The sequence below is a fragment of the Gallibacter intestinalis genome (genome assembly GCF_014982745.1).
Taxonomy (GTDB): domain Bacteria; phylum Bacillota; class Clostridia; order Peptostreptococcales; family Anaerovoracaceae; genus Gallibacter; species Gallibacter intestinalis.
Window position 1 is genome coordinate 1 of the sequence record NZ_JADCKA010000001.1, and the last position, 15,703, is coordinate 15,703.

Annotated in this window: 12 protein-coding genes; 6 read left to right on the forward strand and 6 right to left on the reverse strand. The window is 42.9% G+C overall.

Annotated features, from left to right (window positions below; genetic code table 11):
- Positions 1-172 precede the first annotated feature (172 nt).
- From INF20_RS00005 to INF20_RS00020, 4 genes are read right to left on the reverse strand one after another with little or no spacing between them, the layout of a single operon-like run.
- A complete protein-coding gene (locus tag INF20_RS00005; protein WP_226384343.1) occupies positions 173-1,147 on the reverse strand; it encodes a biotin--[acetyl-CoA-carboxylase] ligase in 975 nt (324 codons plus the stop codon).
- Between the two features lie 25 nt (positions 1,148-1,172).
- Positions 1,173-3,044 carry an ABC transporter ATP-binding protein gene (locus tag INF20_RS00010; RefSeq protein WP_226384344.1) on the reverse strand — a complete coding sequence of 624 codons (1,872 nt, stop codon included), beginning with the start codon at positions 3,042-3,044 and terminating at the stop codon, positions 1,173-1,175.
- Positions 3,037-4,785 (reverse strand): ABC transporter ATP-binding protein, encoded by a 1,749-nt coding sequence (locus INF20_RS00015; protein WP_226384345.1) that lies wholly within the window; start codon positions 4,783-4,785, stop codon positions 3,037-3,039. Before INF20_RS00015 ends, INF20_RS00010 begins: the two co-directional genes overlap by 8 nt.
- Positions 4,782-5,132, reverse strand: a complete 351-nt coding sequence (locus INF20_RS00020; protein ID WP_226384346.1) for a MarR family winged helix-turn-helix transcriptional regulator — start codon at positions 5,130-5,132, stop codon at positions 4,782-4,784. The genes INF20_RS00015 and INF20_RS00020 overlap by 4 nt, the downstream gene beginning before the upstream one ends.
- A 278-nt stretch (positions 5,133-5,410) precedes the next feature.
- Here INF20_RS00020 and INF20_RS00025 point away from each other — a divergent pair, with 278 nt between their 5' ends.
- Entirely contained in the window at positions 5,411-6,247 is an 837-nt protein-coding gene (locus tag INF20_RS00025) for a putative ABC transporter permease (RefSeq protein ID WP_226384347.1), read from the forward strand.
- A 290-nt stretch (positions 6,248-6,537) separates the two neighbouring features.
- Complete coding sequence (locus INF20_RS00030; protein WP_226384348.1) at positions 6,538-7,476, forward strand: LysR family transcriptional regulator; 939 nt, start codon at positions 6,538-6,540, stop codon at positions 7,474-7,476.
- Between the two features lie 232 nt (positions 7,477-7,708).
- On the opposite strand, the gene INF20_RS00035 is transcribed toward INF20_RS00030, so the two are convergent.
- Together INF20_RS00035 and INF20_RS00040 are read right to left on the reverse strand one after the other, a co-directional pair.
- On the reverse strand, positions 7,709-8,386 hold the full coding sequence (locus INF20_RS00035) for a phosphoribosylaminoimidazolesuccinocarboxamide synthase (RefSeq protein WP_226384349.1): 678 nt from the start codon (positions 8,384-8,386) through the stop codon (positions 7,709-7,711).
- Between the two features lie 128 nt (positions 8,387-8,514).
- The gene (locus INF20_RS00040) at positions 8,515-10,272 is read right to left on the reverse strand and encodes an NAD(+) synthase (protein WP_226384350.1); all 1,758 of its coding nucleotides are present in this window, start codon (positions 10,270-10,272) and stop codon (positions 8,515-8,517) included.
- A 108-nt stretch (positions 10,273-10,380) separates the two neighbouring features.
- Between INF20_RS00040 and INF20_RS00045 the strand changes: the two genes are divergently transcribed.
- From INF20_RS00045 to INF20_RS00060, 4 genes are read left to right on the forward strand one after another with little or no spacing between them, the layout of a single operon-like run.
- Entirely contained in the window at positions 10,381-11,337 is a 957-nt protein-coding gene (locus INF20_RS00045) for a 3'-5' exoribonuclease YhaM family protein (protein ID WP_226384351.1), read from the forward strand.
- A 4-nt stretch (positions 11,338-11,341) separates the two neighbouring features.
- On the forward strand, positions 11,342-12,637 hold the full coding sequence (locus INF20_RS00050; RefSeq protein ID WP_226384352.1) for a tRNA nucleotidyltransferase/poly(A) polymerase family protein: 1,296 nt from the start codon (positions 11,342-11,344) through the stop codon (positions 12,635-12,637).
- The gene (gene recD2, locus INF20_RS00055; RefSeq protein ID WP_226384353.1) at positions 12,622-14,841 is read left to right on the forward strand and encodes an SF1B family DNA helicase RecD2; all 2,220 of its coding nucleotides are present in this window, start codon (positions 12,622-12,624) and stop codon (positions 14,839-14,841) included. The genes INF20_RS00050 and recD2 overlap by 16 nt, the downstream gene beginning before the upstream one ends.
- Positions 14,826-15,590 carry a ComF family protein gene (locus INF20_RS00060; protein WP_226384354.1) on the forward strand — a complete coding sequence of 255 codons (765 nt, stop codon included), beginning with the start codon at positions 14,826-14,828 and terminating at the stop codon, positions 15,588-15,590. The genes recD2 and INF20_RS00060 overlap by 16 nt, the downstream gene beginning before the upstream one ends.
- The last annotated feature ends 113 nt before the right edge of the window (positions 15,591-15,703 follow it).

Below are 15,703 nucleotides of genomic sequence, written 5' to 3' on the forward strand. Positions count from 1 at the left end.
ATAGCCACCTTCACCTTTAAGATAGGCTTTTACTACAGATTTCTTAAATTCAAAGCTATATTTTGCCATAACAAAACCGACCTCCCAACTGTTAGATATTTAGGTCTAACTTTTGGGGGTCGGTTCAATGTTTTACAGGAAAACCTCCTTTTTTATTGCATCTTATATTCTGTTATTTGAGCCTTACTGTAATTTCTCCGGTGGAAAGGGTTGTGAAGCTTCCGTCGGAAAGCCTTACCACAAGGCCGCCGTGATTATCTATATCCACTGCGGTGGCATCGTATTTATTAGCTATATCCGTAACGGGAGTAGGATATACGGTCACTTGTTTTCCCAAAACTACGGAAAGGGATTTGTAATCGGCAATAAACGATGAGTCGCCTTTTTCAAGGGATTCGACTATATCCAGCAGCTTGTCTATAATCTCTGCGATAAGCTTGTTTCGTTCAAGTCCTTTTACGTTGAGAGCGCCGGCTTTTTTTTCGAGACCTTTGCTTTTAAAATCAGAAGAGGAGCAATTTATACCTATGCCCACTATCAGTCTGCTTATCTGTCCTGTTTCGAAGTCTGCTATTCCCTCCGTGAGGATTCCGCAGATTTTTTTGCCGTCAAGATAGATGTCGTTAACCCATTTGATGCCAGCTTCAAGTTCGCAGATTTCACGGATAGCTTTTGCTGTGGCAACTGCAGCAGCTGAAGTTACCAGAAGAGAACCTTCCGTGCCCATGGTAGGCTTAATGATAAGGCTTAGATAAATTCCTTTATCTTTAGGGGAATAAAAGCGTCTTCCCATTCGTCCTCTGCCTGCTGTCTGTTCTTCGGCTATAACTGCTACTGGATACTGCGCGTTGTCTGCAGCAAGAGCAACGGCACGGCTGTTTGTGGAGTCTACGACATCGTTAATCTGTAGGGATACTTTATGCTTTAGATAGCTTTGTATACCTTCGGAGGAAATCCTGTCGCTATCTTTGGACAGAATGTATCCTACGCTTTGAGCTTTCTTTATATCAAAGCCTTCCGCCCTGAGAGCGTTGACCGCCTTCCATACGGCGGTGCGTGACACTCCCAGGCTTTGGGCGAGAGCTTCACCGGAAACGGCGATTCCTTTATTTTTTTCAAGTTCTTGTAAAACTTTATCCTTTACCATCTCTTATCCTTTCGATGAGTTTGCCCTATTCAAACTGGCTGTTGTAGAGTTTTGCATAGAAGCCGTCCTGAGCTATGAGGCTTTCGTGGGTTCCCTGCTCTACGATATCTCCGTGATCCATTACAAGTATGTGATCCGCATCTTTGATGGTGGAGAGCCTGTGGGCGATTATAAAGCATGTTCTGTCTTCCATCAGGTTTAACATTGCCTTCTGTATCAACTTTTCCGTTCTGGTATCTACGGAGCTTGTAGCTTCGTCCAGTATAAGTATCGGATTGTCTGAAAGAAGGGCTCTTGCTATGGTGACAAGCTGTCTTTGACCTTGGGAGAGGTTGCTGCCGCTGCCGTTTACCTCCATCTGATAGCCGCTTGGCTGTGTCATTATATGATGGTGGATATGGGCGTCCTTGGCTGCCTGTACAACTTCGTCGTGGGTTGCATCTTGACGGCCGTATTTTATGTTTTCTTCAACGGTGCCGCTGAAAAGCCAGCTGTCCTGAAGCACCATACCGAACATTTCTCTTAAGTCATATCTTGAGAAATCTTTAATATCATGACCGTCTATGGTGATGGAACCGCCGTCTAGTTCGTAGTATCTAAGCAGGAGCTTCATGATTGTCGTTTTACCGGCTCCCGTAGGTCCTACTATGGCAACTCTGTCACCCGGCTTTGCATCAAAACTGAAATCCTTGATTACAGGCTCGTCTTTAGAGTATCCAAATCTCACATGGTTAAAGGAAACCTGCCCCTTAAGCTGGGAAATGTCGATGTGATGCTTTGGATCGGAAGTTTCGTTTTCTGTACCGAAGGCATCTTCCTCGTCCTTTTCCTCAATGAAGTCAAATACTCTTTCTGCAGCCGCCGCTGTGGACTGGAGCAGATTTGCTGCCTGGGAAACCTGAGATAAAGGCTGGTTGAAGGAACGCACATACTGGATAAATGACTGTATGTTACCTATAGAAACCGAACCGTTTATAGCCAGGTATCCTCCGAGTATGCAGACTGCAACATATCCCAGATTTCCGATGAAGTTTGTTATAGGCATCATCATACCTGAAAGAAACTGGGATTTCCAGGAGGAAGAGTAAAGTGCATCGTTTATTTCGTCAAATTTCTCTATGGAATCCTCTTCTCTGTTGAAGGCTTTAATTACCGTATGACCGTCAAACATTTCTTCCACATGGCCGTTTACATCGCTTAGGTCATCCTGCTGCTTTCTAAACTGCACTTGGGACCTGGAAACTATAAGCTTTATAGCCAGGGCCGAAAGAGGCAGCACTATAAGCGCAGTAATTGTCATCAGTAGATTGATTCTAATCATCATTATCAGTATACCGACAATCATTGTGGCACTGGTGATAATCTGAGAAATTGACTGGGACAGAGACTGGTTAATGGTTTCTATATCGTTTATCATATAACTCTGTATCTGTCCGTGGGTACGGTTATCAAAATAGCTTACAGGAAGTCTGTCGATTTTCTGAGACATCTTTTCCCTAAGCTCGTATGTGACTTTCTGAGATACACCGGCCATTATATAGCTTTGTGAAAATGAAAATACAAAGCTGATTGCGTATAGGCATATCAGAAGTATTATGGTGTCGAGCAGTGCACTGAAATCTATGCCAAGAGGGGACATAAGTCCTTCAACAATCGTATCTGTGGCATCACCTAAAATTGTTGGTGATACTATGGAGAACACAGTGCTGACTATGGCAAATATAAATACCACTGCCAATTTAAAGGAATGAGGACGCAGATAGCGCAATAGCTTTTTCATGGTGCCGCCAAAGTCGGTAGCCTTTTCACCTGGCATCATTCCGTGACCACCTGGACCGCCAGGACCTGGACCGCGGCGTCTTCTCTGTCCAACATGTCTATTATTTCTTTCAGCCATCGATTGCTACCTCCTTTCCTAATTCTTCTTCACTGAGCTGCGATAATGCGATTTCCTGATATATTTTGTTGGAAGCCAAAAGCTCCTTATGAGTTCCTATGCCGGCGACCTTTCCTTCGTCCAAAAGGACAATCTGATCGGCATCAAGGATTGTATTGATTCGCTGAGCCACTATGATAAAGGTGCTTCCTCCGACCTTTTCCTTGAGAGCTGCTCTCAGGTTTTTATCTGTCTTAAAGTCAAGAGCCGAGAAGCTGTCGTCGAATATATACACTTGTGGGTTTCTTATAAGGGCTCTTGCAATGGAAAGTCTCTGTTTTTGTCCTCCTGATACGGAAGTTCCGCCCTGGGCAACATGGGTATCAAGACCGTCAGGCATTTTCTCTACAAAGTCTAGAGCCTGTGCTGTTTTAAGAGCATCTATCATTTCTTCCTTTGTGGCATCCTCTTTACCGAAGGAAAGGTTTGAGGCTATTGTTCCGGAAAACAAAAGGCCCTTCTGAGGAACAATACCTATATGCTCTCTGAGTTCGTGCTGAGGAATATTTCTTATATCAACTCCGTCTAGAGTTATGCTGCCTCCGCTGATGTCGAAGAATCTCGGAATCAAGTTTACGAGGCTGGATTTTCCGCTTCCTGTACTACCTATGATAGCCGTTGTCTGGCCCGGCAGAGCGGTAAAGCTGATATCCTCAAGGGTCTTTTCCTCTGCATCTGGATATGCAAAGTCCACATGGTCAAAACGTAGAACTCCCTTTGCTTCGTTGATATGCTCAGGCTCTTCTTTATCCTCGATGGAAGGCTCCACTGCAAGGACTTCGCCGATACGTCTTATGGAGACGATGGCTCTCGGTATCATGATAAACATCATGGTGATTACCAAGAAGGAGATTATGATCTGCATGGAGTACTGGAGGAATGCTAGCATATCGCCTATCATAAGGCTAGCGTCTCCAACCATGTGAGCTCCAACCCATACGATGAGAATGCCCGAGAGGTTCATCACCAACATAAGGGCAGGGAACATAAATGACATGGCCCTGTTTACAAATATGCCAAGCTTTGTAAGATCCCTATTGGCATTGTCAAAACGTTCTTCTTCGTAGGTTTCGGAGTTGAATGCTCTTACCACCAAAAGACCTGAAAGTCTTTCGCCTACGATAAGGTTTAATCTATCCAGTTTGGACTGGAGTACCGAAAACTTCGGCATAACAAGCACGAACATCAGCGCCATGATAAGCAGGACCACTAAAAGGGAAAGACCTATGGTCCATGTCAGGGACGGTGAAGTGTTTAAAGCTTTAATAAGCGCTCCGATACCCATTATAGGTGCATAGCAAGCCATTCTTAATATGAGAATGGAAGTCTGCTGAACTGTCTGGATATCGTTGGTTGTTCTCGTTATAAGGGAAGCTGTCTGGAACTGATCGAATTCCGCAGCGGAAAAAGAAGTTATCTTTTTAAATAGAGAGCTTCTTGTATCTCTCAGCGCCCTTGAGGCTACCCTGGATGAAAAGAAACTGGCACCTATAGCGCACAGCATGCTGCCTGCTGCAATAATCAACATCATAATTCCAGTGCTGTATATGTAGTCCATATCCTGCTTTATAATACCGTCATTGATGATGTCGGACATGTAGCCCGGCAGAGCTAGCTCGCACATGGCCTGTCCGAAGAGCAAGGCTATGATGAGTATTATTGCCGGAATGCAGGGCTTAAAGAATTTTAAAACCTGTTTCATATCCTGTTTTCCTTTCCTATTACTACATTTGATATTATTTTGTTAAGAGAGTTTATAAGATTTTCCATCTCTTCATCGGAAAACCCTGTGGCTAACTGAGCGGACCATTCCTTTTCCATATCTATTAGTACCTTAACTGCTGATTTGCCTCGGTCAGTAAGATAAAGATGGTGGATTCTTCGATCCTGTTCATCTGCCACTCGCTGGACATATCCGTCCTTTTCCAGCTGGGCTACAGTTTTTGCAACGGCACCCTTGTTAAAGTGCAGGGCTTCTGCCAGCTGATTTTGACTGAGACCCTCGTTAAGGTATATGGTCATCATAAAAGGTGGATGAGCCCCTGCCATGTTTTCCTTCTTTAGGCGTCGTGATATATATATCTGTGAATGCCTGTGAAGAGTGGAAAAGGTCTTAAACAGCGTATAACCTAAATGATTGCTTTCTATTTTTAACACCTCCTAAAAGAGTATAGTTGCCTAAACAACTAATAGTAATTATAGGATTTTGTCACATGGTTGTCAATACAACTAAAAATATAAAATGCTTTTTGTGCGTAGAAGCCGGTACCGGTGGTATAATCACATATACACAGATATGATATTCTGGAAGATGAACGGAGGAATTTATGCAGATTTATGACCTTTTAATATACTTTTTTATATACGGATTTATAGGATGGGTTGTGGAAGTGGCCTTTCATGCAGTAGCTCAGCATAAGTTGGTAAATAGAGGATTTCTCAACGGTGCCATATGTCCGATTTACGGTGTGGGAATGGTGGTGCTTATAGTGTGCCTTGAGCCTGTAAGCAATAATCTGTTTTTGCTTTTCGCCGGCTCCTTGGTTATTTGCTCGGTTTTGGAATTGATAACGGGGTTTGCCTTGGAAAAGATATTCGGCCACAGATGGTGGGACTATTCCGATGAGCCACTTAATATAGGAGGATATATCTGTATTAGATTCAGTATATGCTGGGGGTTTGCAGGAGTATTTGCCATAAAGGTGGTTCATGACGGTGTAATGCATCTTACGGATTTATTGCCGCAGACGGCTCAGATTGTGCTGGCTGTGGTGCTTTCGGTGTTGCTTGTCATAGATGCTGCTGCAACGGTAATCAATGTGCGCGGCCTCAACAAGGAGCTTACTCATATTGATGAAATGGGAGACCTTATAAGGAAGATGTCAGATGATTTAACGGAGCATATATATGAAGGCTCTATCAGTGCCGCAGAAAAAATCGATGAAAAGAGACCGGAAATTGAAGCGGATATTGAGGCGAGAAAAGCCGAATTTGAAAAGCGAAGGGAAGCCTTTGGAAGGAAAAAACAAGAAGCTGCAGATTCCCTTTCCTATGTACAGAGAAGACTTATCCGTGCTTTCCCTAAGGGTCATTCCATAAGGCATAGGGAAGCCATGGAGCATCTACGAAGTAGAATAATGAACAAAAATTTTAAAAAGCAGTGAAATAAATCCACTGCTTTTTAAAAATGCTTATGTAAAATATTTATTATATTAAAGAGCGTAGTTGTGAAGGAAGCTCGTGCAAAGAGGAATTTAAGCCTCCTTCAAGATTATTGATTAGTAGAACAAAACTATCTATGCACATATTATATGATATAAACTAACAAATGGATATAGTTTTTTGTGATGTAAACACATCGAAAAACTTGATAATACTCGTTACTACAGGTATACTGACAGTGGCAGGGGATATGACTACACAGGAATGACATGATGAAAGGGAGTAGAACAAGATGAAATTTGAGCAACTGGAACAGCTGGTAAAGATAAAGGAATGCGGGTCCATAAGCAAGGCAGCGGTGGAACTCCATGTGGCTCAGTCCACATTAAGCACTTCCGTAAAAAATCTTGAGGAAGAACTGGGATGTAAGCTTATTGAAAGAGCCAACAAGGGTGTTACTCTTACATCTGCAGGCACGGAAGTGTATAACCAAAGCAAGGCCATATGTGAAATGGTCTATAATATGAAAAAGAGCATATCAGGAGAGACTGATGAGGATAAGGTGCTTTCCGTTTCCAACAATTACAGCATAATTGGAAAGGATATGTTTATTGCCCTGTATAACAAATACAGTGGAAAGCATTGCAAATTTAGAATACAGGAAGCTTCTGTATCTGAGGCCATAGAAAACGTGGCTTCGGGAGTGTCTGAAATAGGACTGGTGCGTTTTCCGGAGGATAACAGGGATATGCATCTTCGTACTATGAAAAGACAGGGCGTCGAATATCACAGGATGAGCCTAAAGAGGATGTGCGTGGTTATAGGAGAAAAAAATCCGTTCTATAACATGGAAGCAAATACCATTAAGTTGGAGCATTTAACGCAGTTTCCTTTCGCCGGATATTACGACGAAGAGTCGGATGTTATCTTTGAGAAGTTGCTTCCGAGGACAAAGCGCCTTAAAGAAAACATCAGCATTGGCAGCGTGGATCACCTTAAAGAGGTTATCAGAAATACAGATGCTTTTACACTGGATGTATATAAGGAAAAGGAATTTAACAGTGAATGGTACGAGGGCGTGCGATATATTCCTATAACGCCGACAATCTGGTGCGAATTTGGCTGGATAAAAAAGAAGGAAAGGGAACTAAGCCCTATAGCCGACGAATATATACATGACCTGGATAGGCATTTTAAAGAATTTTGGAAAGATAGAGACGACATCGTCTGATGCCGTCTTTTTTTTTGCATAAAAAGAAAATGCCCGTTGACAATATACCTCGAAACAAATAGGGAGATTATATAGGGGTGTATATTTCAGGCATTTTCTAACTTTAGTTTATCATTGTGGGAAAAACCCGAGCATAGTAAAATACGATTGAAATCAATCAATAAAAACGATAGCGGGCACTTTTGACGAAAGCACCCGCTATATTTGCAATAATTGATATTATCAGCTTTTATTAGTCGAACAGAAGTCCAGGAAGCTTGAGAGGTTCGATGTATTCACCATCTTTGTAAACTCTCATGTTACCGCCTGAGATTTCGTCTACCAGAGTAACCTTGCCGTTAACTCTTCCGAATTCAAGCTTAATGTCGTAAAGGTCCATTCCCTTCTTCTTGAGTTCTGCTTCAACAATCTTTGTGATTCTCTTAGTCAGATCCTTCAGCTGTTCGTATTCGTCAGCAGTGAGGATTCCCAGAGTATCGAGAGCGTCCTTGGAGATAGGAGGGTCTTCTCTGTCGTTGTCCTTAAGGGTCACTTCTACGAAATAATCCAGGTCCTGACCTTCTTCACAGTAGTCGCCATATCTTCTGAAGAAGCTTCCTACAGCTTTAATTCTGCAGATAACTTCAAGGCCCTTACCGAAAAGCTCAGCAGGTTTTACAACCATTTCAGCCTTGTCAACATCGGCGCTTACAAAGTGAGTAGGGATTCCTTCTGCGGCAATCTTGGAGAAGAAGAAGTCTGTGAGTCTTACACAGATTTTACCCATTCCTTCAATGGAAAGTCCAACTGTGTTGGCACCTGGGTCAAATACTCCGTTTTCGCCTGTTACATCGTCTTTGAATTCCAGCAGATAGTTGCCGTCACCCATATCATATACATTTTTGGTTTTTCCTGTGTATACCAGATTCATTTATGTACCTCCTTATCAACAGATAACTTGCGATAGACAAATTATAACACCGCATAGTTATAAATTCTACAACTAATATCAGGGTTTTTATTGAAAATATCTATACCTAAATATAATCTCTATAAACTCTATAAACCTTTTACCATCTTAACCCATATATCGGAAGAAGCATCCGAAGGCATATTCCAGTGAGCAGGTGAAAGATCAACTGTTCCTACTCTCGGGCTGTCCGGGGAGCAGCTTCTCTTAAACTGCTGAGTAAAGAAGCGTCTGTAGAAGGTTTCCAGCCATTTTTTGATGTATTCTTCGTCGTATTTATCCTCAAAGGCTTTGCATGCCAGGAAGAATAATTTCTCCGGTGTGGCTCCGTATCTTACTGTATGGTAAATGAAAAAGTCATGAAGCTCGTAAGGTCCTAATTTGTCCTCGGTTTTCTGAGTCATATTGCCTGCTTCATCAGGAGGGAGCAGCTCCGGTGAAATAGGAGTATCAAGAATATCCTCAAGAGTTTTTGCCAGTAAGTCGTTATCCTTGGAAAACTCAGGATCCTCTTTAAGTTTTACATCTATAACCCATCTTACGATATCCTTTATGGCCGATTTTGGGACTCCAGCATTTACTCCGTACATGGAAATGTGGTCTCCGTTAAATGTACACCATCCTAGGGCTTCTTCGCTGAGATCTCCTGTTCCAACTACGATGCCGCCTTCTTTATTGGCGATATCCATAAGTATCTGTGTTCTTTCTCTGGCCTGGGCATTTTCATATGTAACGCTGTGGTCGTTTATATCGTGGTCGATGTCCTTAAAATGCTGTGTGACAGAATCTACAATGGAGATTTCTCTGACGGTGGCTCCTGTGCTCTTCATCATAGCAAGGGCGTTGTCATAGGTTCTGTCAGTTGTACCGAATCCCGGCATGGTTATGGCAATTATGTCTTCTGCAGGCATTCCCAGCTTTCTGTGGGCATATGCGCATACTAATAGGGCTAAAGTGGAATCTAGTCCGCCGGAAATTCCAACAACGCTTTTTTTGGCATGGATTGCCGCAAGTCTCTTTGCCAAAGCAGATGACTGGATTTCAAATATTTCGCGACAGTTTGATGCCAGCAATTCTGGATCATCGGGACGGAACGGTGCCGGTGAAACTTTTCTTTCAAGCTCAGGACCTTCCCACATGTGTACAGTGTCGATAGGCTCCGCTTCGGAAATGTCTATACCTTCATCGTCAAAATCGTCGCTTGTGATTCTTTCGTGAAGAATAAGCTCGGTGTCCACATCGCAGATTATCATGTTATCCGCATCAAATGGCCCGTTTTCAACCATTATTTTGCCGTTTTCCGCTATCATAAGTATTCCGTTGGCGGCGGCAAACATTACTATATTTTTGTTCTTGGCACTTGTGATTTTAACCAGCTCTCTCGTATATGCCATTTGGCCGACTGTTATTTCCTCATCGGAGGTCATCATCTGGATGTGACAGTCATCGTCAAATCCAATGAGAAGTTCATTTTCATCGTCCCAAAGTACTAAGTCATCTGTGCCGCAGATAACATCTCCCTTCTGAAATACAGCGTAAGCATCATATACCGTTGAGCCGTGTCTTTCGAAACATCCAGCAATAGCCAAAATCTTTGCTTTGCTAAATGTATCCGCCACATCGCCGATGGCTTCCTCCTGCATTCTGCGCAAATGCTCCTGAAAGAACAAATCACCGCAGCCTGTTCCCGCAAAAGATTGAGGCGGAAGCAGTATGATGCCTGCTCCTTCTTTTTCGGCTTCCATAATGAGGTTTGCCACAGACATTGTGTTACGGCCTATATCTCCGTTTACAGAGCGAGGGCAGCCGCAAGCCACTCTGATAAATCCCATATTGTTATCTGTCATAATTGTCCTCCGTTTCCTAATCAATTACCTGTTAATTATATACTATTTTGCCACTTTAGTATATAATCTATTGAGCGGCTGTGTGCCGACGAATGGAGGATTTATCTAATGAAAGAAATATATATATCAGAAATCGGGGATCGTGAAGTCGTTCAGGACTTTTTTATGGTGAAAAGTGCTGCCATCAGAATCGGCTCAAACAGAAAAGAATACTTCGATATTATGCTGGGGGATAAAACCGGTGAGATATCGGGAAAGAAATGGGATGTTGCCGGAGAAAGTGAGGAACTTTCTCAAATAAAGGCAGGAGACCTTGTAAAAATAAGGGCAAATGTTGTGGAATGGAACGGCAGCAAGCAGCTTAGAATAACAAAAATCAGGCTTTCCATGCCAAACGACAACCTTATAATCGGTGATTATATAAGTGCTGCTCCGGAGGACCCGAAGGAAATGTATGATTACATTTACGAAAGGGCAAGAAATATCGAGGATCAGCAGCTTAAGGATTTGTGCACCGGAATACTTGAGGAGGAAAGGGATAGACTTCTCTATTATCCGGCGGCAACTAAAAACCATCATGCTCAGCTGGGCGGACTTCTCTATCATATGAAGAGAATGCTTATGAACGGTGACGGCATCTGCCAAGTGTACGATATACTTGACAGCGACCTGGTTGCCACAGGAGTTATACTCCACGATATGCAGAAACTAAATGAAATTGTATCCAACGAGCTTGGCATGGCTTCCGAATATTCCTTTGAAGGAAACATGCTGGGACATCTGGTTATGGGTGTAAGGGAGCTTGATAAAAGGATGACTGACATGGGCTTTTCCAGAGAAAAGGCGGTAATGATAGAACATATGATACTTTCTCATCATTATGAGCCGGAATTTGGTTCTCCGAAAAGACCGATGTTCCCTGAAGCGGAAGTTTTACACTTCCTGGATATAATGGATGCAAGGTTGTTTGATATGGAAGATGCCCTCAGGACCACAGAGCCTGGAGAGTTCAGCGATAGAATATGGACTCTTGAAAACAGACGAATTTACAAGAAAAAGGATTAAACCGATGTTAAAACTGCCGGGATACATAGAAAAAATAATGGCAGAGCTCCGAAAGGAAGGATACGCTTGCTTTGTGGTGGGCGGAGCCGTAAGGGATATGATGGCCGGCGAAAAGCCGTGGGACTGGGATCTTGCCACCGACGCGCCATTAGGAAATGTGCTTAAGATATTTCCCAAGGCGACGGTTATAAGTGAAGAACTTTCCGTGGTTAGGATAAGATCAGCGGAAGATGAAAAAAACGATGAAGCGGATTTGGGATATGTGGATGTGGCAAGGCTTAGGAAAGAAAAATATGCGCCTGAAAGCTTTGGCATTCCATCGGAAATTATTTTTACTAATAGCATAGAATCTGATCTTGAGCGCAGAGATTTTACGGTAAATGCCATGGCATGTTCCATTGAGGTGGAACTCATTGACCCCTATGGCGGTGCTGAGGATGTGAGCAAGAGAGTCTTAAAAATGGTGGGAGAGCCATTGACTAGGCTCGAAGAGGATCCTGTTAGGATATTAAGGGCAATAAGGCTTGTGGCGGAAAGAAACTATAGCTTTAGCGGCAGTTTGCAAAGGGCTATAGCCGAAAAAGCGGATTTGCTGATTCATATTTCTAAGGACAGAGTAAGGGATGAATTTGTTCGTATTGTAACAGGAGAAAATGCGGCGAAAGCCATTGAAGTAGCAGAGGACGCCGGTGTCCTGAAATGGATTACGGGAATTGATAAGCCGCTTAAAAGGTTGAAGCCGTTACAGCTGCTGAATCCGAACAGCTATTCAAATATATCGGAAAGAAATGCCGCTACTTTGAAAGACTATCGCATATTACTTTCTTTATGTGTGTTTTACAGAAGGTATTTTGAAGAGGATGCACTTGAAGCCATTGAATATCTTAATTACAGCGGCAAGACAGCAAAGGTTATTAAAGATGCGATAATGACGGGAAACCGTCTTTCAAATATAAGTGACAAATTTGAGCTTAAGGAATATATAGCAGAATACGGTTTTGAGTTTTATGACCTTATGGAAGATGTTTTGAGAATCGAAGAAGAGTCAGACAGCAAAGCTGCCAAAATGCGTAGGGCAAGACTTGAGGCGGCTGCTGAAATTCAAAGAGAAAACGACCCCTTGACGATAAAGGATTTGGCTGTAAATGGCGATGATATAACGAAGCTTGGTGCCACCGGTAAAACCGTAGGACTGGTGCTGGAGCACCTTGCAAAGCAAGTAAGAAGGAATCCAGAAATAAACGACAGAGAAAAACTTCTCAAGATAGCTGAGGAAATGATGAAATGGAACTTGAAATAGAAGGCGTTATAACCGAAATAATATTTCACAGCGAGGAAAGCGGCTACACTGTAGCCGTTTTTGAAACGGACAGAGAACAGTTTACCGTTGTGGGAGATATGGTTGGCGTTTCTGCAGGAAGAAGATATCAACTGACGGGACGATTTATCGAGCATAAAAAATACGGTGAACAGTTTGCCGTTTCCTTTGCCAGGGAGGTAATGCCTCAGACAAAGGAAGGTATGGAATCCTTTTTAAGCTCAGGAGTTTTAAAAGGCATAGGGCCAAAAACCGCAGCGGCCATAGTTGAAAGATTTGGAGACAGCACCTTTGAAATAATCGAAAAGGAACCGGGAAGGCTCACGGAGATTCCAGGCATAGGGGCTAAAAAGGCGGCGGCGGTCTCAGAAGCCCTTATAAGCCACAGGAAATTTGCTGAAATAACTGTTTTTTTGGGACAGTTCGGAATAAAAGCTGAAATGGCTATGAAACTGTATAAGGTTTACGGCGCCGATACAATTGAGATAATTAGCAGTGATCCCTACCAGCTTACGGAGGATATTTTTGGAATAGGCTTTAAAAAGGCTGATGCTTTGGCCGAAAAGCTGGGAATTGCAAAGGATGATGAGTCGAGAATTGCCAGCGGTATAAGGTATGTACTTAACAGGTATGCGACCGACGGAGATACTTTTGCACCTCAAAGGGAGCTAGAGGAAAAAACCGGTGAGCTTCTCGGCGTTTCCATGGAAAAAATAGAGGATGTTCTGATTGCCATGGCCTTTGAAACTTCCGTGAGAATTGAAGAACTGGAAGGCCGAAATGTGGTATATCCTATGTATCTATATATGGCAGAACAGGATGTAACCAAAAGGCTGATAGCCCTTTGCGATGGCAATATAAAGGCTCTGCCTCTGGATACCATGAGCCTTATTCATGAAGCGGAAGCAAGGCAGGGTCTGAAGTTTTCGGAGGAACAGACAAGGGTTATAAGAAATTGCCTTGTAAACGGGGTGTCGGTTATTACAGGCGGCCCGGGAACGGGAAAAACGACTATTATAAACGGTATACTCAATATACTTGAAAACGGCGGTGTTAAAACCGCTTTGGCGGCGCCTACTGGAAGAGCTGCTAAGAGGATGTCGGAGACTACAGGTCATGACGCTTCTACGGTACATAGATTGCTTGAGTACTATTTTGACAGAGATACTTCTACGATGCGATTTGGAAAAACCGAGGAAGATCCTCTAGATGCAGAGGCGGTCATAGTGGATGAAGCTTCCATGCTTGACATACTCCTTACCGACGGACTTCTTAAGGCCATAAAGCCGGGGACAAGGCTGATACTTGTAGGGGATGCGGATCAGTTGCCATCGGTGGGGGCTGGAAATGTGCTTAAAGACCTTATAGAAAGCGAATACATTCATGCGGAAAAGCTCACTAAAATTTTCCGTCAGGCGGCGGAAAGCTATATTGTGGTAAATGCCCACAGAATAAATAAGGGCGAGGAACCTTACTGCAACGAACAGGGCGGAGACTTCTTTTTTATGTCAAGGAATACAGAAAAGGATACTCTTTCTCTAATTAAAGAACTTTGCGAAAAAAGACTTGGCAAATATTACCATTTAAATGATATAATACAGGATATACAAGTACTCACCCCTACGAGAAGAGGTCTTTTGGGAACCGTAAATCTGAATAGGGAGATTCAAAAGGTCTTAAATCCTGCATCGCCGCTTTTGGCAGAGAAGGAATTCGGTGAGCGAATCTTCCGTGAAAACGATAAAGTGATGCAGATAAAAAACAATTATGAGCTTACATGGAGACGCATCACGGATATGAGTGAAGGTCAGGGTGTGTTTAACGGCGATATCGGCATGATTGATAGCATAGACAACGAGGATGGTTATCTCACGGTGGTTTATGATACAGACAGATATGTCAGGTATCCCTTTGATCAGCTGGATGAACTGGAGTTGGCCTATGCCATGACGGTTCATAAAAGTCAGGGAAGTGAATTTCCTGTGGTGGTTATGCCGATGACATGGGTAAGCCCTATGCTGGCCAGCAGAAATCTGCTGTACACTGGTGTGACCAGAGGCAAAAGAGCTGTAGTTTTGGTAGGTTCTGAAAAACAAATGCTGACAATGATTGCAAACAACAGGATTAAGGAAAGAAATTCGGGGCTGGCTATTCGCATTAAAAATCTGGTTTGGAACAGAACATAAAATGTAGCGTGCTAGAAAAAGTTAAAAAGCATTTTATGGAAATCTTGTATCCGGCATATCTGTATTGCTTTTGCTGCGAAAGTGTCATAGACAAAAGCAGGGTATACGGTCTTTGTGACAACTGCATTACAAGATTTCGTTGGGCTACGGGAAGAACCTGTGATAAATGTGGTAAACCCCTTTCGGAAAACAGCATAAGAAATTTATGTGATGATTGTATCGAAAGGAGTCGTTTCTTTGACAGGGGCTTTACCTGCACAGGATATGGGCTTTATGAGAGGAGATTAATTTCCGAATTTAAGAAAAAAGGCAAAAGTTATATGGCACAGGCCATCGGAAGAATCCTCCATGACAGAATAGTAATTACAAATATTTCTTTTGATGTTATAATCCCAATACCGATACATGGGAAAAAGCTAAAAACAAGAGGTTACGACCAAGCGGTGCTTATGGCATTGGAGCTTTCAAAGCTAACGGGAGTTGCCGCTGACATAAACGCGGTGAAGCGAAGCAAAATGACTGAACCTAATAAGAAGTTAGGTGCTGAGCAAAGAGCGGAAAACATGAGAGGAGCCTTTGTTGTAACCGAGTCGGGCAAAATAAGACTTAGAGGTAAAGATATCCTCATAGTTGATGATATATATACCACGGGCGCAACTGTGGATGCCTGTGCAGAAGTTTTGAAAAAAGCCGGTGTCGGTAAGGTGTATGTATTGACCCTAGCATCAGGAACATATTCATTCAAATAATTCAATAAAGATAGTGTATAATAGTCGTCCGGGTCTGTGGTTGAAAGGCCAAGCCAGCTACGGGCGAAAGGTCCCACGTAAGCTGTACGCAGGGCGGCAGTGATCATGGCGTA